This is a genomic window from Streptomyces sp. NPDC048751 (assembly GCF_043198595.1).
Classification (GTDB): Bacteria; Actinomycetota; Actinomycetes; order Streptomycetales; family Streptomycetaceae; genus Streptomyces.
The window spans coordinates 413,923-432,963 of sequence record NZ_JBICUX010000002.1; the positions used below are offsets into that span (position 1 = coordinate 413,923).

Here is a 19,041-nt window from a genome sequence, read left to right on the forward strand (position 1 = left end):
TCACCGGGCGCCCTTCCTCATGTGCTCAGGTCACTGCTGCTCTCTGTTCTGTGGGTCCAGGGGGTCTTCCGGGCCCGACGGCGTCGGCGGGGACGGGCTTGCCGGTGGGGACACGGGCGGGGACAGGGAGGGCTTCGGCGAGGACTGGGACGGGGACGGGGACGAGGAGGACTGGGACGGCGAGGGCGACGAGGACGACGGAGACGACGAGGGCGACTCCGACGGCGTGGGCGTCGGCGTCGGGCTCGGCGACCTGGACGGCTGCTGGACCGCCGCGCCCTGCTTGGTCTCCAGGTCGAACTTGGTGACCTCGGTCTGGACGCCGAAGGTGTACGCCGCCCAGATCTTCGCCGGGTAGCCACCACCGTTGATGCGGCCCGGGGGCGGCGTGATGAGGCCGGTGGCGCCGGTCAGGGTGACCTGCGCGTGCGGGGGCTTGGCGTCCTCGCCGAAGAGGCCGACGGAGGTGACCAGGGTCGGTGTGAAGCCGGTGAACCAGGCGGACTTGTTGTTGTCGGACGTGCCCGTCTTGCCGGCGACCTTCTGGCCGTCGCGCAGGGGGTTGTTCCGGACCGAATCCTGCGCCGTACCGTCGTCGACCACGCCCGTGAGCACCGAGGTCACCGTGTCGGCGGCCTCGCGGCTGATGACCTCCTCGCCGACCGGCTTCGGCTGGGTGACCGTGTGGGCGTTGTTCTCCACCGACTTGATGAGGGCCGGGGTGACCTTCTTGCCGTGGTTGTCGAGGGTGGCGTAGACGCCGGCCATCTCCAGCGGACTCGCGCCCATGGTGCCGAGGGTCTGCGCCGGCACCGCCTTCAGGCCTTCGGTGTCCATGCCGAGGTCCTTGGCGACCTTGAGCACGTTGTCCATGCCGACGTCGACGCCCATCTGCGCGAAGACGGAGTTGATCGACTTGTTCATCGCCGTCTGGACGGTGACGGGGCCGTAGTCCCGGTCGTCCTCGTTCTCCGGGGCGAATCCGATGTCGCTGCCCTTGACGGGCCGCTTGCTGGTGCCGTCGTACATGGTGTTCGCCGTGATCGGGTCGCCGTCCTGCGTCTCGGCGTCCTCGTCGATGGCCGCGGCGAGGATCACCGGCTTGAACGTGGAGGCGGGCTGGTAGTCCCGGCGGGTGGCGTTGTTGGTGTAGTGGTCGAAGTAGTTCGTGCCGCCGTACATCGCCACGACCGCGCCCGTCTTCGGGTCGACCGAGGCGGCACCGGCCTGGACGTTCCCGTCGACCTTGCGCTTCTTCGGGTCGAGCTTGCTGGTGAGCTGCTGCTTGACGGACTGCTCCAGCGCCGCCTGCTTCTTCTTGTCGATGTTGAGCGTGATCGTCCAGCCGCCGGCGCCGACCATGGCCTCGGCCTGCTTGGCGTTCTCGGCCACTCCCTGGGCGACGAGCTGCTTCTGCAGGGTGGTGTTGGCGGCGTTCACCAGGTAGCCGATCTGGCCCTTCATGCCGGGCGAGGGCCTGGGTTCTTCGGGATACGGGAACTTGAGGGACTGGCGCTCGCTCTTGTCGAGCCAGCCCTCCTCGACCATGTTGTTCAGGACGTAGTTCCAGCGCTGCTTGACCAGCTTCTTGCCGACCGGGCCCGCGGCCTGCCAGTCGTACTGGCTGGGCGCCTGGAGCAGCGCGGCGAGGTAGGCGCCCTGCGCGACGGTGAGCTTGTCGGCGTCCTTGCGGTAGTAGGCCTGGGCAGCGGCCTGGATGCCGTAGGCGTTGCGGCCGTAGTAGCTGGTGTTGATGTAGCCGGCGAGGATGTAGTCCTTGGACTTCTCCCGGTCCAGCTTCAGCGAGATGACCAGTTCCTTCAGCTTGCGCGTGACGGTCTGTTCCTGCGTCAGGTAATAGTTCTTGACGTACTGCTGGGTGATGGTCGAGCCACCCTGGGCTCCCTTGCCCGAGAGGGTGTTGAGCAGACCGCGGGCGGTACCCTTCAGGTCGACGCCGGAGTCGTGGTAGAAGGACTTGTTCTCGGCGGCGACGAAGGTGCGCTGGACGGGCTTGGGGATCTCCGCGAGGTCCACGAGCTCACGGTTGACGTCGCCGTCCCGGGTCATGATCGAGCCGTCGCTGTACTTGTAGACGTTGCTCTGGAGCTTGGCGTCGGCGTTCGCCGGGGGGATCGGCGTCATCAGGTACAGCACGATGAAGCCGCCGATGCCCAGCAGGCACACACCGAGGAACGTGCCGAGGATCTTCTTCCAGGTGAAGAGCCGACGTATGAGGCTCTTCTTCTCCGCGCCCCTCTTCGCGCCTGCGGCCCGCTTCGCGCTCCTGCCCGCGCTCGGCGTGCTCGTCTCCGCGCTCGGCGTGCTCGTCTCCGCGACCGCTGCCCGCGACGAACGGCGGTTCTTGGGCGCCGCGCGGCGACCACCACGCTGTCGCGCTCTTCTCTCTTCCGCTCGTCCCATGAGTCCGATCTGCTCCGCTTCGCTCATGTGTGCTCATGTGTCACACAGGTTCGCCCGTCAGGTCAGCTCAGAAAGCTAACACCGGGAGATGTGACAAAGGTCCGTCGATCACGTGTTTTGGGGGCGTGACAATCAGCACCACCCCCAAGGGAACCGACGGCTGAGGACGGCGGAGGGTTGCTCCAGGCGTTAATGTGATATCACTTAGATAGAGGCAAGCTAGTGAACGAAACGGGGGACACCATGTCGACTCACCCATCCGACGCGCCCGACGCACCCGAGATGCCCGCCCCACGTGTGCGGGAGTTCGCCGCGCACAGCATCGGCGGCGGACTCGCCCTGCTCCTGGGCCTGCTCGGCCTGGCGACCGGCGCGGGAATGATCGTCGCCGCCACGGCGGTGACCGTGACCGGCGCCAAGGCCGCGCTGATCGTGCTCGGCATCCTGGTCGCCCTCGCCGCCTTCATAGCCATGTGCGGCCTGAACACCGTGGCGCCGGGCGAGGCGCGGGTGGTGCAGCTCTTCGGGCGCTACCGGGGGACCATCCGGGAGGACGGGCTGCGCTGGGTGAACCCGCTCACCTCGCGTACGAAGATCTCCACCCGGGTCCGCAACCACGAGACCGCCGTCCTGAAGGTCAACGACGCCTACGGCAACCCGATCGAGCTCGCCGCGGTCGTGGTGTGGAAGGTCGAGGACACCGCGCAGGCCAGCTTCGAGGTGGACGACTTCCTGGAGTTCGTCTCCACCCAGACCGAGGCGGCCGTACGGCACATCGCCATCGAGTACCCCTACGACGCCCATGACGAGGACGGGCTCTCGCTGCGCGGCAACGCCGAGGAAATCACCGAGAAGCTGGCCGTCGAACTCCACGCGCGCGTCGAGGCGGCCGGGGTGCAGATCATCGAGTCCCGCTTCACCCACCTCGCGTACGCTCCCGAGATCGCCTCGGCGATGCTCCAGCGCCAGCAGGCCGGTGCGGTGGTGGCGGCCCGGCGTCAGATCGTGGACGGGGCGGTAGGGATGGTCGAGGCCGCGCTGGCCCGGATCACCGAGCAGGGCATCGTGGAACTGGACGAGGAACGGAAGGCGGCGATGGTGTCCAACCTGATGGTCGTGCTGTGCGGGGACCGGGCGCCGCAGCCCGTGCTGAACACCGGGACCCTCTACCAGTGACGGCTCCTTCCGAGGGCGGCGGCCCTCAGCGTCGGCCGCAGCAGCGCAAGCAGGTGCTGCTGCGGCTGGACCCGTCGGTGTACGAGGCGCTCGCCCGGTGGGCCGGGGACGAGCTGCGCTCGGCGAACGCGCAGATCGAGTTCCTGTTGCGCAGGGCCCTGAAGGAGGCCGGGCGCCTGCCGGGCGACGCCGGTCCACTGCCCCGGCGCGGCCGGCCGCCGAGCGACGGCGGCGGCGGCGTGTAGCAGAACCGTGACAAACGGCCGCCACCTGCGCGGCCGTACGCCATGCGACCACCTACACACCTCGCGTATACACACGGCGTATACACCGTGTGTACTGTGCTCCCATGTCCATCGGTCACACCCTCCTGGGACTCCTGGAGTCCGGACCCCGCCACGGTTACGACCTCAAGCGGGCCTTCGACGAGAAGTTCGGTCACGACCGGCCGCTGCACTACGGCCAGGTCTACTCGACGATGTCGCGACTGCTGAAGAACGGGCTCGTCGAGGTCGACGGGATCGAGGCCGGCGACGGCCCGGAGCGGAAGCGCTACGCCATCACCGACGCCGGGATCACCGACGTGGAGCGGTGGCTCGCGACGCCGGAGAAGCCCGAGCCGTACCTCCAGTCGACCCTGTACACCAAGGTCGTCCTCGCGCTGCTCACCCAGCGCAACGCGGCCGACATCCTCGACGCACAGCGCTCGGAGCACCTGCGCAGCATGCGCATCCTCACCGACCGCAAGCGCAAGGGCGACCTCGCCGACCAGCTGATCTGCGATCACGCGCTGTTCCACCTGGAGGCGGACCTGCGCTGGCTGGAGCTGACGGCCGCGCGTCTCGACAAGCTCCGTGAGGTGGTTTCCCCATGACGTCGTTTCCCCCCGGTTCCCTGCTCGCCGCGCAGGACCTGCGCAAGGCGTACGGGCCGACCACCGCGCTCGACGGCGCCGAGTTCTCCATCCACCCCGGTGAGGTCGTCGCCGTGATGGGCCCCTCCGGGTCCGGCAAGTCGACCCTGCTGCACTGCCTCGCCGGGATCGTGACGCCCGACTCCGGGTCGATCATGTACAACGGCCGCGAGCTGGCCACCATGAGCGACGCCCAGCGCAGTGCGCTGCGCCGGTCGGAGTTCGGGTTCGTGTTCCAGTTCGGCCAGTTGGTGCCCGAGCTGACCTGCGTGGAGAACGTGGCGCTGCCGCTGCGGCTCAACGGCACCTCCCGCAAGGAGGCCGAGCGGGCCGCGATCAGCTGGATGGAGCGGCTCGAGGTCGACGACCTGCGCAAGAAGCGGCCCGGCGAGGTCTCCGGCGGTCAGGGCCAGCGGGTGGCCGTGGCCCGGTCCCTGGTCACCAACCCGCGGGTGCTGTTCGCCGACGAGCCGACCGGCGCGCTCGACTCGCTCAACGGCGAACGCGTGATGGAGCTGTTGACGGAAGCCGCCCGCTCGGCCAACGCGGCCGTCGTGCTCGTCACGCACGAGGCGCGGGTCGCCGCCTACTCCGACCGCGAGATCGTCGTACGGGACGGCAAGTCCAGGGACATGGAGCGCGCCATATGAAGGTGCGCCAGTGGGCCAGGGACCTGGGCATGGGGGCCAGGTTCGCCTTCGCCGGCGGGCGGGAGGGGTGGGCGCGGATGCTGCTCACCGCCGTCGGCGTGGGACTCGGCGTGGCACTGCTGCTGCTCACCACCGCGATCCCCAGCGCGCTGTCCGTCCGGCACGACCGGGAGGAGGCGCGCACGGACGTCACGTACAACAACAAGAAAATCCCGAAGGCGGACGACACGCTGCTGGTCGCCGACGCCGGGACGAGCTTCCGCGACAAGGAGGTGCGCGGGCGGGACGTGCAGCCCGAGGGGCCCAAGGCGCCCCTGCCGCCAGGCGTCGCGAAGTACCCGGCGGTGGGCGAGATGGTGGTCTCCCCCGCGTTGAAGCGGCTGCTGGACTCCGACGACGGGAAGCTGCTGCGGGAGCGGCTGCCGGAACGGATCATCGGCACCATCGGTGAGTCCGGCCTGATCGGCTCCCAGGAACTCACCTTCTTCCGCGGCACCGACAAGCTCGTGCTCTCGGACGACACCTATCGGATCGCCCGCATCGACCGGTTCGGCGACGCGCACCCGACCAAGAGTCAGACGGACCCCGTCCTTCTCCTGCTGGTCCTCATCGTGTTCCTGGTGCTGCTGATGCCGGTCGGCGTGTTCATCGCCGCGGCCGTGCGGTTCGGCGGCGAGCGACGGGACCGGCGGCTGGCGGCCCTCAGACTGGTGGGCTCCGACAGCCGGATGACCCGGCGGATCGCCGCGGGCGAGGCCCTCGCGGGCTCCGTGGTGGGCCTGGCCCTGGGCACGGTCTTCTTCCTGATCGGCCGGGAGGCCGCCGGCTCCATGGAGCTTCAGGACACCAGCGTGTTTCCGAGCTATCTGAACCCCTCGCCCCTGCTGGCCCTGCTGGTCGCGGTGGCCGTACCGGCCGCCGCCGTGCTGGTCACCCTGTTCGCGCTGCGGGGCGTGGTGATCGAGCCGCTCGGCGTGGTGCGCACCGCGAAGCCCCCGCGGCGCCGGCTGTGGTGGCGGCTGCTGCTGCCGCTGGGCGGGCTCGGACTGCTCTACCCGATGATCGGCAACGGCCGCGACAGCGGGGAGTTCAACCAGTACCAGGTCACCGGTGGTGTCCTGCTGCTGCTCGTCGGGGTGACCGCGCTGCTGCCGTGGGCCGTGGAGGCGGTCGTCGCCCGGCTCGGCTCCGGCGGGGTCGCCTGGCAACTTGCCATCCGGCGGCTGCAGTTGAGTAGCGGCACCGCCGCCCGCATGGTCAACGGCATCGCGGTCGCGGTAGCGGGCGCCATCGCGCTGCAGATGCTGTTCTCCGGGGTGCAGGGCCAGTACACCAAGGAGTCCGACCAGGACCTCAGCCTCGTCCAGATGCAGGTGACCACGCCCGAGGGGGTGCCGCTCGCGAAGGCGACGGCCGATTTCGAGGCGACGAAGGGCGTACGGAAGGTCTACGCCTTCGGCGAGGGCTTCATCGGCGACCGGCGCGAGAATGCGGAGAACTTCGCCCAGGTCACCGTCGCCGACTGCGCGGCCCTGCGCGAGGTGGCCTCCCTGCCTTCGTGCGAGGACGGTGACGCCTTCGCCGTGAGCGGCGGCGACGACGAGCTGTCGCCCGGTCTGCAGAAGCCCGGCAGGACGCTGTGGTTCGGTTCGATCGAGGGCGACGGCGGGCAGAAGCCGGTCGCCTGGAAGATTCCGGCGGACGTGAAGCAGGCGCAGTCCATCACCGCCCCGAACGGGATGAAGCGCGGCGGCTTCCTGCTGACGACGAAGGCGCTGCCCGCCGGGGCCGAGCAGGTAGTCAACGGGGAAATGTACCTCGCTCTCGACCGGGCGGTGGCCGACGCACCCGAGTACGTCCGCAACACGGCCCAGCGCATCGACCCGCTCACCGAACCGATGCTGTGGGTGTCCAGCACCCGCGCGGAGTCCTTCGAGAAGGTCCGCACCGGCCTGTTCGTCGGCGCCGCCTGCGTGCTGGCGCTGATCGGCGCGAGCCTGCTGGTGTCGCAGCTGGAGCAGTTGCGTGAGCGCCGCAAGCTGCTGTCGTCGCTGGTCGCCTTCGGCACCCGGCGCCGCACGCTGAGCCTGTCGGTGCTGTGGCAGACGGCGATCCCGATCGGTCTCGGCCTGGCTCTGGCCTCGGCGGTCGGACTGACGCTGGGCATCGTGCTGCTGAAGATGACCGCCACACCGGTGAGCGTGGACTGGGCGAGCGTGCTGTCGATGACCGGCATCGGCGCCGCCGTCGTCCTGGTGGTGACCCTGCTCAGCCTGCCGCCGCTGGTGCGGCTGATGCGGCCGGAGGGCCTGCGCACGGAGTGAGCACCCGCCCCTGGCCGCCAGGCCCCTCCCCGCCCGGGGAGGGGCCTGGCCCGTTTTGGGCAGGGTCCGGGGATCAGTCGTCCCCGTCCACCACCCGCACCGGCAACGGCCGCAGCGCCTCGCGCAGGGCGGCCGCGAGTTCGCCGTACTCGGCACCACGGGCGGCCCCCGTGCGCATGGCGAGGGCGATGCGGCGGGTCGGGGCGGGGTCGGCGAAGTAGCCGGTGAGGAGCCGGCTGCCGCGGGTCGTCTCCAGCTTGAGGGCGGTGCGCGGCAGGAGTGTGCACCCGAGGCCGCCGGCGACGAGCTGGACCAGGGTGGACAGGCCGGCGGCGGTGGTGGTCACCGGGGCGTCCTCGCGGCCCGCCTCCCGGCAGATGTCGAGGGCCTGGTCGCGCAGGCAGTGCCCCTCGTCGAGGAGGAGCAGGTTGAGCTCCTTGAGCGCCTCGCGCGGGATGCCCTCCCTGCCGCCGAGCCAATGGTCGAGGGGCGTGACGAGCACGAAGTCCTCGTCGAACAGGGGAAGTTCGAGGACTCCCGGCACACCGAGCGGCACGGCGAGCAGCAGCAGGTCCAGCCGCCCGGTGTGCAGGCCGTCGATCAGGCTGGCGGTCTGCTCCTCGTGCACCTGGAGGTCGAGCTGCGGATAGCGGTCGTGCACCAGGCGCAGGACGGTGGGCAGGAGGTAGGGCGCCACGGTGGGGATGACGCCGAGCCGCAAGGCCCCGGTGAAGGGCGCCCGCACCGCCTCGGCCTCCTCCATGAGGGCACCGACCTCGGCCAGCACGGCCTTGGCCCGAACCGCGAGCCGCTCCCCCGCCGGGGAGAGCAGCACCTTGCGCGTCGTACGCTCGAGCAGGGTCACCCCGAGCGCTTCCTCCAGCGCGGAGACGGCACCCGAGAGGGCGGGCTGGCTCATGCCGATCGCGGCCGCCGCGTCCCGGAAGTGCAGGTGCTCGGCGACGGCGGCGAAGGCCCGCAACTGCGCGAGACTGGGCTGACGCCTCTTGCCCACGGCGTTCTTGCCCACCGCGCTCTTCCCCACAGGGCCGACACTCACTGATAGCTCCCTCCGATCAACCCGACCGAGTGTAGCTATTTCACTAATCAATGCACCCTGTGCCAACATCGACAACGTCCAACCCATGGGAAACGCCCGCATTTAGGGGCGTTTCCTTCGCTGCAAGGAGAGCGTGTGCTCACTGTCGGTGACAAGTTCCCCGAGTTCGAACTGACCGCCTGCGTCTCGCTGGAGAAGGGCGCGGAGTTCGAGAAGATCGACCACAAGACCTACGAAGGCAAGTGGAAGGTGATCTTCGCCTGGCCCAAGGACTTCACCTTCGTGTGCCCGACCGAGATCGCCGCCTTCGGCAAGCTGAACGAGGAGTTCGCCGACCGCGACGCCCAGGTCCTCGGCTTCTCCGGTGACTCCGAGTTCGTCCACCACGCCTGGCGCAAGGACCACGACGACCTGCGTGACCTGCCGTTCCCGATGATGGCGGACTCCAAGCACGAGCTGATGCGCGACCTGGGCATCGAGGACGAGGACGGCTTCGCCAAGCGCGCCGTCTTCATCGTCGACCAGAACAACGAGATCCAGTTCTCCATGGTGACCGCCGGCTCCGTCGGCCGTAACCCCAAGGAGGTCCTGCGGGTCCTGGACGCCCTGCAGACCGACGAGCTGTGCCCGTGCAACTGGAGCAAGGGCGAGGACACCCTCGACCCCGTCAAGCTCCTGGCCGGGGAGTGATCTGACATGTCGCTGGATGCCCTGAAGTCCGCGATACCGGACTACGCCAAGGACCTGAAGCTCAACCTGGGCTCGGTCATCGGCAATTCGGACCTGCCGGCACAGCAGCTGTGGGGCACGGTCCTGGCGACCGCCATCGCGTCGCGCTCGCCGATCGTGCTGCGCGAGCTGGAGCCGGAGGCGAAGGCGAACCTCACGCCGGAGGCGTACACCGCGGCGAAGTCCGCGGCCGCCGTCATGGCGATGAACAACGTCTTCTACCGCACCCGTCACCTGCTGTCGGACCACGAGTACGGCAACCTGCGCGCCGGCCTGCGGATGAACGTCATCGGCAACCCGGGCGTCGACAAGGTCGACTTCGAGCTGTGGTCGTTCGCCGTGTCCGCCATCAACGGCTGCGGCATGTGCCTCGACTCGCACGAGCAGGTGCTGCGCAAGGCGGGCATCGACCGCGAGGTCGTCCAGGAGGCGTTCAAGATCGCCTCGGTGATCCAGGCGGTCGGTGTGACGCTGGACGCGGAAGCGGTCCTCGCCGAGTAACGCCGGTACGGCTCCGGGCCCCGCTCACCCCTGGTGGGCGGGGCCTTCCGTGTTGTCGGCGTCCTCTTCCTCAGGGGCGCCCCCGGTACCGCCCGTCGGCGCCGTCACCGGTGCCACCTCCGCCGCGGTGGCCCCCCGCGGCTGCGGTGTCTGTCGTAGCGCCGGCTCCCGGGAGTAGGCGTGCAGGTAGCTCACGACCGTGTTGCTCACGGCCACCAGGGGTACGGCGACGATCGCACCGCCGATCCCGGCCACCATGCCCCCCGCCGCGACCGAGAGAACCACCGCGAGCGGGTGGACCCGCACCGCGCGGCCGAGGATGAACGGCTGGAGGATGTGGCCCTCGATCTGCTGCACCGCCAGCACCACCAGCAGGGTCATCACCGCGGTGAAGACGCCCTGGGTGACCAGCGCGACGACGACGGCCAGCGCGCCCGAGGCCACCGCGCCGACCAGCGGGATGAAGGAGAACAGGAAGATGAAGACGGCGAGCGGGACGGCCATGGGCACGTTGAGGAAGTAGATGCCGAGGCCGATGAAGATGGCGTCGATCAACGCCACCAGCACCGTGCCGCGCACATACGCCGTGAGCGTCGCCCAGGCCCGCGGTCCCGCACCCGCCACGCCCGGCCGGGCCGCGGCGGGGACCAGCTTGAGCGTCCACTCCCAGATGCGCTTGCCGTCGTAGAGCAGGAAGAGCGTGGAGAAGAAGGAGAGGAGGATGCCGGTCAGGGCCTCCACCACGACCGTGACGCCCTCCAGCCCCGCCGAGGTGATCGAGTCGGTGTTGGCGCCGATCGCCTCGCGCAGGTTCTTGGCGATGCCGTTGATCTGCTTGTCGGTGACGTGGAAGGGGCTGTTGAGCAGCCAGCGGCGCAGATCGTCGATGCCGTCCTGGACCTGGTCGGAGAGGTTGTCGATGTTCTCCATGACCTGCCAGGTCACGAACCAGCCCATCAGGCCGATGACGACGAACCCGAGGATCGCCGTCATCGCGGTCGCGGGCCCCTGGGGCACACCGACGCGCTTGAGCCGGGCGACGGTGGGTTCCAGCAGCGCGGTGAGCAACAGCGCGACGACGAAGGCCAGGACGACCAGCTGCACGGCGCTGATGACCTTCATCAGGACCCAGACGGTCCCGGCGAGCACCAGCAGTCGCCAGCCCGCCTCGGCGGCGACCCGGACCCCCCAGGGCACGGCCTGCGCGGGATCGGGGCGCGGACCGGGCGGCGGGAGCTGCTCGGCGGGCGGTACGACGGCCTGGGGCGGTACCGAATCCCGCTCGGCGGTCTCCTCCCGCTCGACCTCGGCGCGGCGCTCGTCGAGCCGCTCCCCCACCTCCGTCAGACCGGCGCCCAGTCGGCCGAGCCACCCTGGCACTCGCGACATGATCCGTCCTCTTCCCCCGTCTCTCCCCACCACTCCCCCTGGAGTCGTCGGTCACGACCGTACGGACGGCCGCACAGGCGACCGTACAGGGCGAAAGCCCCTCCCCTGAGGACGGGGAGGGGCTCGGCGGGGTTGAGAGGCGTGGCGGCCCGGCTCAGTAGTTGCCGTTGGCCTGCCAGTAGCCCCAGGCGTCGCAGGGGCTGCCGTACCGCTCGTTCATGTAGTTCAGGCCCCACTTGATCTGGGTGGCCGGGTTGGTGCGCCAGTCGGCACCGGCGGACGCCATCTTCCCGGCGGGCAGCGCCTGGACCAGACCGTAGGCGCCGGAGGAGGGGTTGACGGCCTGGTAGTTCCACGTGGACTCGTGGTTCACGATGTTGCTGAAGCACTGGAACTGACCGCTGGGCACGATCTGGCGTGCGATGGCCTGGACCTCGGCGACGCTGTACGACGACTGCTGCGGGAAGCTGCCGACGTCCCCCCGGTTCGAGTCGCGGGCGGTCGCGGCCTTGGTCTCCGCGCGCTCCTTGGCCTCCTTGGCGGCCTTCGCCTGCTCCTCGGCTGCCTGGGCGGCTGCCTTCGCGGCCTTCTGCTTGGCCACCGCGTCCTTGGCGGCCTGCTTACGGGCCGCCTCCTCCGCCGACTTCTTGGCGGTGGTGTCCGCGGCGATGGCCTGGACGTCGGCCTGCTGCGTCAGGGAGGCGGTCTGCACCTCCGCCTGCTGGCCTACAGGTAAATCAGCGAGAAGCGTCGAGTCGCTCGCCGTCGCCTCGGCGTCGTTGCCGGGCTGGGCGGCGCCGCCCTGGGCAACTCCCACGACAGCGCCCACAGTGGTGACCGCCGTGGCCGAGGCCACGGCGAATCCCCGGGCCGATATTCGGCTCACTCGGATTCCTAACTGCTACGTCGTCAGGTGAACAGATGACCGATCGGTGCCCGGACGGGCTCAGTACCAGCTGTTGGCCTGCCAGAAGGACCAGGCGTCGCAGGGGCTGCCGTACCGGTCGTTCATGTAGTTCAGGCCCCACTTGATCTGGGTGGCCGGGTTGGTCTGCCAGTCGGCTCCCGCGGAGGCGTACTTGCCGGCGGGCAGGGCCTGGAAGAGGCCGTAGGCACCGGAGCCGGCGTTGACCGCGTGGTAGTTCCAGCTGGACTCGTGGTTCACGATGTTGCTGAAGCACTGGAACTGACCGCTGGGGACCATCTGCCGTGCCATCGCCTGGATCTGCGCGATGCTGTACGAGCTCTGGATGGGGAAGCTCGAGGAGCCGCGGCTGGCCGCGGACTTCGCCTCGGCGCGCTCCTTGGCCTCCTTGGCCGCCTTCTCGGCGGCCTCCTTCTTCGCGATGGCGGTCTCGGCGGCCTCCTTGCGGGCCGCCTCCTCGGCATCCTTCTTGGCGCCCTCGTCGGCCGCGATGGCCTGGAAGTCGGCCTGCTGCGTCAGGGAGGCGGTCTGCACCTGGGCCTGCTGGCCCGCAGGTATGTCAGCGAGGAGCGTCGAGTCGCTTGCCGTCGTTTCGGCGTCGTTGTTCTGCGCTGCGGTGCTGCCCGAGGCAACGCCGACGACACTTCCGACAGCGGTGACCGCCGTGGCCGAGGCCACTGCGAATCCCCGGACCGAGATCCGGCTCACACGGTTTTCCTTCCAGCATCGCCCGCTTCGGTGACCCTGGCGGACGCAATCGTGCCCCTGGCGCTGGCCTCCCAACTGCGGGGTCACGGGAGGCTCGGACCCGGTGGGCAACTCCCGCGAGGGAGCGCCGCGTGATGACTCGGGCGGCATACGGCGGACGTATGGAGTTGAAGGTGGTACTTCTGTGCTGCCGTACCGCTGGGGGTACAGGTGTGCCGTATGCGGGGCCTGACAGGAGTGAGACTCTGCCGTAACCCGACGCCGGGTGGCAATTCCGAGTTGCGTGTGAAAGCTCACATCCTGTTTGGCCCGGGGCATTCCTGGGATCCGCCGGACACAGCAGCGCCGCCCGGCTAGGCTCTTGGCCTTTTGCCGGGCGGCGCCAACTGACTGACGGCTACACCGTGTTGACCCGATGGGGTCAGATCTGCCCATCCTCCAGCATTTCCGTCACAAGGGCGGCGATCTGGGACCTCTCGGACCGCGTCAGGGTGACGTGAGCGAAGAGCGGATGCCCCTTCAGCTTTTCGACGACGGCGACGACACCGTCATAGCGGCCGACCCGCAGATTGTCCCTTTGCGCCACATCATGGGTCAGAACGACCCGCGAATTGGCGCCGATCCGGGACAGAACGGTCAACAGGACGTTCCGCTCCAGCGACTGCGCCTCGTCCACGATCACGAACGCGTCATGGAGGGAGCGGCCGCGGATGTGGGTGAGCGGAAGGACCTCCAGCATCCCGCGTGCGGTGACCTCCTCGATGACCTCGCGGCTGGTGACCGCCGACAGCGTGTCGAAGACCGCCTGAGCCCAGGGGCTCATCTTCTCGGCCTCACTGCCGGGCAGATAGCCCAGTTCCTGCCCGCCGACCGCGTACAGCGGACGGAAGACCATCACCTTCTGGTGCTGGCGGCGCTCCAGGACCGCCTCCAGACCCGCGCACAGCGCCAGCGCCGACTTGCCGGTGCCGGCCCGGCCACCCATGGACACGATCCCGACGTCCGGGTCGAGCAGCAGATCCAGCGCGATGCGCTGCTCCGCGCTCCTGCCCTTGATGCCGAACGCCTCCCGGTCACCGCGCACCAGACGGACGTTGCCCTCGGGTGTGACCCGGCCGAGCGCCTTGCCGCGCTCCGACTGGATGGTCAGACCCGTGTGCACGGGGAGGTCGGAGACCTCGGGCACATACACATGGCCTTCCTCGAAGAGGACGTCCACCTGCTCGCCGGGCAGGGTCAGTTCGGACATTCCGGTCCAGCCGGAGGAGTCCGTGATGGCGAGTTCGGCGCGGTACTCCTCGGCGAGGAGGCCCACGGACGACGCCTTGATCCTGAGCGGCAGGTCCTTCGACACGACGGTGACGTCGTACCCCTCGGCCTGCAGATTGCGGGCGACCGCCAGGATGCGGGAGTCGTTGTCCCCCAGGCGGTAGCCGCTGGGCAGCACGCTGGGGTCCGAGTGGTTGAGCTCGACACGGATCGTGCCGCCGAGGTCCCCGATCGGGATGGGGGCGTCGAGACGGCCGTACCTGACCCGGTAGTCGTCGAGCAGGCGCAGGGCCTGCCGGGCGAAGTAGCCGAGTTCGGGATGGTGCCGCTTGGCCTCCAGTTCCGTCACCACGACGATGGGGAGCACGACCTCGTGCTCTTCGAAGCGGGTCAGGGCGTTCGGGTCGGCCAGCAGGACGCTGGTGTCGAGAACGTAGGTGCGCCGGTCTGACTTGTGGCGCTTTGCGCTGGTCACCACGGAAGGACGTACCCCCTCGGATGAGGTCGGGGAGCGACGGAGTGGAGCTGGACCGGTCGACGGCACCGATGCACGGGCCGAAAACCGGCCCTCCGCCTTGTCGTCCGTGCGGTGACCGCACGATCGGGCTGGTGCAAAGGGCCTCCCGGGCGGACGGCCCCGTGCCGTCCGCTGAGATCCGACACCCGTGGTTCGGGTGTCGACCTGCTTGCCTTATGCCCTCGAAAATGCGCCGCCATGCCACGGCATATGACGGCGAGCCGGTGAACTCCGTGTTAAGGGGTGTACGCCATCCGGGCGAACGGGGGTCCGTCAGCCGCCGTACCGGCGGTGGCGTGCCGCGTAGTCGCGCATCGCGCGCAGGAAGTCGACCTTGCGGAAGGCGGGCCAGAACACGTCACAGAAGTAGTACTCGGAGTGCGCCGTCTGCCAGAGCATGAAACCGGACAGCCGCTGCTCGCCGCTGGTGCGGATCACCAGGTCGGGGTCGGGCTGGTCGCCGGTGTAGAGGTGGCGGCCGATCATGTCGATGTCGACGGAGTCGGCGAGTTCCTCCATGGAGACGCCCTTCTCACGGGCGTCGAGGAGCATCGAGCGGACGGCGTCGGCGATCTCCTGGCGGCCGCCGTAGCCGATGGCGACGTTGACCAGTATCCCGTCGTGGTGGGCGGTGGCCTCCTCGGCCTCCTTCAACGCCGTCTGCATCTGTGCGGGCAGCAGGTCGGGCGTGCCCACGTGGTGGACGCGCCAGCGGCCGTCGGCGGCGAGGGTGCGGACGACGTCCTCGATGATGCCGAGGAGCGGGACCAGCTCTTCCTTGGCGCGGTCGAAGTTGTCCGTCGACAGCAGCCACAGGGTGACGACCTCGACGTCCGTCTCGCTGCACCAGCCGAGGAACTCCTCGATCTTCTCGGCGCCGGCCCGGTGGCCGTGGACGGTGGTCGAACCCGCGGCCTTCGCCCAGCGGCGGTTGCCGTCCATGATGACGCCGATGTGCTTGGGCACCTGAGCGTGGTCCAGGTGGCCTTCCACCCGGCGTGCGTACAGCCTGACCAGCAGGCCGCGCAGCTTGTCGCGCAGGTTCACGTGATTGTCAGCCCCTCCGTACGGTGGCGGTCCCCGCGGTCGAAGGGTACCGGGGTGTGGGCGGCGAGTTGGTGGGGGGTGCCGCCGCCGGCAGGCGGATGCGGGTTGTCCGTGGCTGTTCGCGCCCGCGGAGGAGCCGCGAAATCGACACAGCCCCGGGCCCCTTCACGGCGTGTTCCCCGAACCGCTCCCGGAATGCCCCTGGGACAAAAAACGGGCCGGTCCGTGGGGGGGAGACGGACCGGCCCGAGGGGGGGACTCCACCATAACCCTTCGTGAGGGATGCTGCGTACATCGCCATGCCACAACTACTCTCCGGAGTCGTGCCGCGACGCGTGAAGGGGGCGGATCGGGGGGTTCCGGACCGTTTTGGGAGCTGTTCATGGCCGAAAGAAAGCGGATTCTCGGGGCATTCCGGCGAGATGTGGAGAGATTCCGCAGATTCGGCGAACCTTGCGTGTCGACCGCCGGATCCGTCCGACGTCCCCCGGACGGGGGAACGGAGCGTTAACGGCCGCTTGACGGCCGCAGCACCGCGCAGCCCCCTCCTCTGCGCGGTACCGCCCGCGCAGCTTTGCTGGCGCGAATTACCTTGGTCTGAACTTACGTGAGAAGGGGGCGCAGAAGCGAGCCACGGGCGATAACGATGTGGACACCGCGTGTAGGACCTGTTCTGACCTAGTGGGGGCCTAGCTTCGCCCCATGACGGTGAGCATCACGTGGGCCGAGGCGAGCGCCCGGCGCTTCGAGCGACAGTTCCTGGCCAATCCTGTGAGCACCGGCACGCCGACGGCCGTGGCCGACGTCGTCGCCGCGATGCTGGGGGCGCACGCGCAGGTGGCGTCGGCGGCCGAGGTGTCGGTGGGCGTGCGGGCGGAGGGGGTGACCCGGGCGGACGTACGGGCGGCGCTGGCGGACGACGGCACGCTGGTGAAGACGCACGGGCCACGCGGGACCGTGCATCTGCTGGCCTCCCGCGAACTGGGGATGTGGAGCGCCGCGTTGCCCGCCGTGCCGACCGGGCGGAGTCCCATGGCTCCCGAAGTGCGGCTCACCGAGGAGCAGGCCGCGCAGGTGGTGGCGGCGATCGGTGACGCGCTCGAGGGCCGCTGCCTGACACTGGACGAGTTGGGCGAGGAGGTCGTCGCCCGCGCCGGGTCCTGGGCGGGCGACCGGGTGATGCCGGCTTTCCAGGACCTGTGGCCCCGCTGGCGCCAGGTCATGCACCGGGCCGGACAGGCGGGCGCGCTGTGCTTCGGCCCGAACCGGGGCCGCAACGTGACGTACACCCGCCCGCCCCGCTTCACCCCGGTGCCCCAGCAGGAGGCACTACGTCTGCTCGTGCGCCGCCATCTGCACGCCTACGGCCCCGCGACGCCGGGGCACTTCGCCAAATGGCTCGCGGCGCCCGTCGGCTGGGCCGCCCGGCTGTTCACCGGGCTCGCGGAGGCCGGCGAGATCGAGGAGGTCCTGTTCGAGGGCACACCGGCCTGGGTGGCCACCGGCGACACGGCCTTCCCCGACGAGCCCGTAGGAGGAGTCCGGCTGCTCCCCTACTTCGACGCGTACGTCATCGCCGCCCAGCCCCGCGAACTGCTGTTCCCCGGCGCCGCCCACCAGCGTGCGCTGGCCCGCGGTCAGGCCGGCAACTTCCCCGTCCTCCTCGTCGACGGCGTGGTGACCGGCGTCTGGCACCAGCGCCGCCAGGGCCGTCGTACGACCATCACGGTGGAGCCCCTACGACCCCTGACACCGCGCCAGGAGCGAGAGCTGGGCGAGCGGGTCACGCGGGTGGGCGAGGTGCTGGAGGCGCGGGCGGAGCTGGTGGTGGGGGAGGTGCGGGTGGGGGCGCATGCGTGAGGGCGTGGGGGCGTGGGGGCGTGGGGGCGTGGGGGCGTGGGGGCGTGGGGGCGTGGCGATGATCGTCGCGGGCCGTTGTCAGTGCCCGCTGCTAATTTTCGCGGCATGACGGAGAGCGAGCTTTCAGGCATGCCCTACGCGGGTGGCGAGAAGGAAACTCTGCACGCCAGCCTCGACCGGGTGCGCGACGCGGTGCTGTGGAAGCTGAAGGGGCTCGACGACGAACAGCTCCGTCGGCCGATGACACCGTCCGGTACGAGCCTGCTCGGCCTGGTGAAGCATCTGGCGTCCGTGGAGTACGGCTGGTTCGTGGAGAGCTTCGGCCGCGAGGTCGAACCGTTCTGGTTCGACCCGTACAAGGGCGAGGACATGAGCGCGGGCGACGGCGAGACGACCGAACAGATCGTCGCCTTCTACGGCCGCGCCCGCGCCGCCGCCGACCGCACCATCACCGAGCTGCCCCTGGACGCGGTCGGCCGCCCGTCGTGGCGGGACCACTCCGTCACGCTGCGCTGGGTCCTCGTCGACCTGATCGAGGAGACGTCGAGACACGCGGGGCACATGGACGTGGTGCGGGAGCTGTTGGACGGGGCCACGGGGGACCACCGGCGGGACTGAACGGCCCCGACCTCACACCCGCCGCACGTCGACATGACGGCGCCCTGCACGGGCGTCAGGGCACCAGCGGCCGTACCTCTTCCGCGACGAACCGGACGAAGGCCTCGGGGTCGGGCTCGTCCGCCGTCGGCTGGAGGATGACGGAGTCCGCACCGGCGTCGGCGAGCCGCTGGACGGCCTTCGCCACGGCGCCCGCGTCTCCGGCGACAGCTGCTTCGGGGACGTCGGTGAGGCCCTCGGTGGCGAGTTCGGCGTCCAGGCGGGCCGTCGCGTCCGGTCCGGTCACGGCGAGGAGATAGACGACGACCTTGTGCGGGTCGGTGCGCCCTGCCGCCTTGCGCCCCTCCTCGATGAGTCCGCGCGCCGTGCGCAGCCGCTCCGGTGAGGTGCCGGCGGTGAGGAGGGTGCCGTCCGCCGCCTCACCGGACAGCCGCAGCGTGCGCGGACCGCTCGCACCGGCGAGGACGGGCACGGGACCGGCCGGCGGCCAGTCGAGGGCGACGTCGTCCAGCTTCACGTACCGCCCCTCGGTGGTGACCCGCTCCCCGCCCAGCAGGGCCCGCAGCGCGATCAGGTGCTCGCGCAGCAGGGTCAGCGGGGACGCGGCCCGCGCGCCGACCTGGCCCATCCAGTCCTGGACGCCGTGGCCGACGGTGAGGGTCGCGCGGCCGGGGAACATCCGGTGCAGGGCGGCGGTCTCCATCGCGGTGACGGCGACGTTGCGCAGCGGCACGGGCAGCAGGCCGACACCGACGTGCAGCCGCTCGGTCCAGGCGAGCGCGGCCGCGGCCGTGGAGATGCCGCCCTCCAGGAAGCAGTCCTCCCACAGCCAGAGTTGTTCGAGTCCGCTCTCGTCGGCGAGACGGGCGAGGGCCCGCAGCCGCTCGGGGGGAAGTTGGGGACGGAACACAGCGCCGAGTTCGGTCATGGT

17 protein-coding genes are annotated in these 19,041 nt (G+C 69.9%); 9 read left to right on the plus strand and 8 right to left on the minus strand.

What is annotated here, in order from left to right; all coding sequences use genetic code 11:
- Window positions 1-30: 30 nt before the first annotated feature.
- The gene (locus ACGFNV_RS08755; protein WP_393621469.1) at window positions 31-2,424 is read right to left on the minus strand and encodes a transglycosylase domain-containing protein; all 2,394 of its coding nucleotides are present in this window, start codon (window positions 2,422-2,424) and stop codon (window positions 31-33) included.
- Window positions 2,425-2,667: 243 nt separating this feature from the next.
- Between ACGFNV_RS08755 and ACGFNV_RS08760 the strand changes: the two genes are divergently transcribed.
- The 5 genes from ACGFNV_RS08760 (at window position 2,668) to ACGFNV_RS08780 (ending at window position 7,487) form a co-directional block, all read left to right on the plus strand.
- Window positions 2,668-3,600, plus strand: coding sequence for an SPFH domain-containing protein (locus ACGFNV_RS08760; RefSeq protein ID WP_393620615.1), 933 nt, complete (start codon window positions 2,668-2,670; stop codon window positions 3,598-3,600).
- Window positions 3,597-3,845: a hypothetical protein gene (locus ACGFNV_RS08765; RefSeq protein ID WP_393620616.1), complete on the plus strand. Its 249-nt coding sequence runs from the start codon at window positions 3,597-3,599 to the stop codon at window positions 3,843-3,845. Before ACGFNV_RS08760 ends, ACGFNV_RS08765 begins: the two co-directional genes overlap by 4 nt.
- 104 nt (window positions 3,846-3,949) lie before the next feature.
- A complete protein-coding gene (locus tag ACGFNV_RS08770) occupies window positions 3,950-4,474 on the plus strand; it encodes a PadR family transcriptional regulator (protein WP_133927324.1) in 525 nt (174 codons plus the stop codon).
- Window positions 4,471-5,163: an ABC transporter ATP-binding protein gene (locus ACGFNV_RS08775; protein ID WP_393620618.1), complete on the plus strand. Its 693-nt coding sequence runs from the start codon at window positions 4,471-4,473 to the stop codon at window positions 5,161-5,163. Before ACGFNV_RS08770 ends, ACGFNV_RS08775 begins: the two co-directional genes overlap by 4 nt.
- On the plus strand, window positions 5,160-7,487 hold the full coding sequence (locus ACGFNV_RS08780; protein ID WP_393620620.1) for an ABC transporter permease: 2,328 nt from the start codon (window positions 5,160-5,162) through the stop codon (window positions 7,485-7,487). The genes ACGFNV_RS08775 and ACGFNV_RS08780 overlap by 4 nt, the downstream gene beginning before the upstream one ends.
- Window positions 7,488-7,560: 73 nt before the next feature.
- On the opposite strand, the gene ACGFNV_RS08785 is transcribed toward ACGFNV_RS08780, so the two are convergent.
- Entirely contained in the window at window positions 7,561-8,547 is a 987-nt protein-coding gene (locus ACGFNV_RS08785) for a LysR substrate-binding domain-containing protein (protein ID WP_393620622.1), read from the minus strand.
- 135 nt (window positions 8,548-8,682) lie between these two features.
- Here ACGFNV_RS08785 and ACGFNV_RS08790 point away from each other — a divergent pair, with 135 nt between their 5' ends.
- Both ACGFNV_RS08790 and ACGFNV_RS08795 read left to right on the plus strand, forming a co-directional pair.
- The gene (locus tag ACGFNV_RS08790; RefSeq protein WP_133927327.1) at window positions 8,683-9,237 is read left to right on the plus strand and encodes a peroxiredoxin; all 555 of its coding nucleotides are present in this window, start codon (window positions 8,683-8,685) and stop codon (window positions 9,235-9,237) included.
- A 6-nt stretch (window positions 9,238-9,243) separates the two neighbouring features.
- Window positions 9,244-9,777 (plus strand): alkyl hydroperoxide reductase, encoded by a 534-nt coding sequence (locus tag ACGFNV_RS08795; RefSeq protein WP_393620624.1) that lies wholly within the window; start codon window positions 9,244-9,246, stop codon window positions 9,775-9,777.
- A 24-nt stretch (window positions 9,778-9,801) separates the two neighbouring features.
- Here ACGFNV_RS08795 and ACGFNV_RS08800 read toward each other — a convergent pair whose 3' ends face one another.
- From ACGFNV_RS08800 to ACGFNV_RS08820, 5 genes are all read right to left on the minus strand, one after another.
- On the minus strand, window positions 9,802-11,166 hold the full coding sequence (locus ACGFNV_RS08800; RefSeq protein ID WP_393620625.1) for an AI-2E family transporter: 1,365 nt from the start codon (window positions 11,164-11,166) through the stop codon (window positions 9,802-9,804).
- A gap of 154 nt (window positions 11,167-11,320) precedes the next feature.
- Window positions 11,321-12,052, minus strand: coding sequence for a transglycosylase SLT domain-containing protein (locus ACGFNV_RS08805; RefSeq protein ID WP_393620627.1), 732 nt, complete (start codon window positions 12,050-12,052; stop codon window positions 11,321-11,323).
- A gap of 60 nt (window positions 12,053-12,112) precedes the next feature.
- Window positions 12,113-12,799: a transglycosylase SLT domain-containing protein gene (locus ACGFNV_RS08810; RefSeq protein WP_393620629.1), complete on the minus strand. Its 687-nt coding sequence runs from the start codon at window positions 12,797-12,799 to the stop codon at window positions 12,113-12,115.
- 421 nt (window positions 12,800-13,220) lie between these two features.
- The gene (locus ACGFNV_RS08815) at window positions 13,221-14,546 is read right to left on the minus strand and encodes a PhoH family protein (protein WP_133927332.1); all 1,326 of its coding nucleotides are present in this window, start codon (window positions 14,544-14,546) and stop codon (window positions 13,221-13,223) included.
- A 312-nt stretch (window positions 14,547-14,858) separates the two neighbouring features.
- Window positions 14,859-15,632, minus strand: coding sequence for an isoprenyl transferase (locus tag ACGFNV_RS08820; protein ID WP_393620631.1), 774 nt, complete (start codon window positions 15,630-15,632; stop codon window positions 14,859-14,861).
- A 702-nt stretch (window positions 15,633-16,334) separates the two neighbouring features.
- Here ACGFNV_RS08820 and ACGFNV_RS08825 point away from each other — a divergent pair.
- Window positions 16,335-17,492, plus strand: a complete 1,158-nt coding sequence (locus ACGFNV_RS08825) for a winged helix DNA-binding domain-containing protein (RefSeq protein WP_393620632.1) — start codon at window positions 16,335-16,337, stop codon at window positions 17,490-17,492.
- 105 nt (window positions 17,493-17,597) lie between these two features.
- A complete protein-coding gene (locus tag ACGFNV_RS08830) occupies window positions 17,598-18,110 on the plus strand; it encodes a DinB family protein (protein WP_393620634.1) in 513 nt (170 codons plus the stop codon).
- Window positions 18,111-18,165: 55 nt separating this feature from the next.
- Here the strand turns inward: ACGFNV_RS08830 and ACGFNV_RS08835 are convergent, their stop codons facing one another.
- Window positions 18,166-19,038: an LLM class flavin-dependent oxidoreductase gene (locus tag ACGFNV_RS08835; RefSeq protein WP_393620636.1), complete on the minus strand. Its 873-nt coding sequence runs from the start codon at window positions 19,036-19,038 to the stop codon at window positions 18,166-18,168.
- Between the last annotated feature and the right edge of the window lie 3 nt (window positions 19,039-19,041).

Bases quoted from the DNA above. Each gene is read 5' to 3' on its own strand.
- ACGFNV_RS08830 (WP_393620634.1), top strand. From the start codon at position 17,598: ATGACGGAGAGCGAGCTTTCAGGCATGCCCTACGCGGGTGGCGAGAAG.
- ACGFNV_RS08780 (WP_393620620.1), top strand. From the start codon at position 5,160: ATGAAGGTGCGCCAGTGGGCCAGGGACCTGGGCATGGGGGCCAGGTTC.
- ACGFNV_RS08825 (WP_393620632.1), top strand. From the start codon at position 16,335: ATGACGGTGAGCATCACGTGGGCCGAGGCGAGCGCCCGGCGCTTCGAG.
- ACGFNV_RS08795 (WP_393620624.1), top strand. From the start codon at position 9,244: ATGTCGCTGGATGCCCTGAAGTCCGCGATACCGGACTACGCCAAGGAC.
- ACGFNV_RS08800 (WP_393620625.1), bottom strand. From the start codon at position 11,166: ATGTCGCGAGTGCCAGGGTGGCTCGGCCGACTGGGCGCCGGTCTGACG.
- ACGFNV_RS08770 (WP_133927324.1), top strand. From the start codon at position 3,950: ATGTCCATCGGTCACACCCTCCTGGGACTCCTGGAGTCCGGACCCCGC.
- ACGFNV_RS08760 (WP_393620615.1), top strand. From the start codon at position 2,668: ATGTCGACTCACCCATCCGACGCGCCCGACGCACCCGAGATGCCCGCC.
- ACGFNV_RS08755 (WP_393621469.1), bottom strand. From the start codon at position 2,424: ATGGGACGAGCGGAAGAGAGAAGAGCGCGACAGCGTGGTGGTCGCCGC.
- ACGFNV_RS08835 (WP_393620636.1), bottom strand. From the start codon at position 19,038: ATGACCGAACTCGGCGCTGTGTTCCGTCCCCAACTTCCCCCCGAGCGG.
- ACGFNV_RS08775 (WP_393620618.1), top strand. From the start codon at position 4,471: ATGACGTCGTTTCCCCCCGGTTCCCTGCTCGCCGCGCAGGACCTGCGC.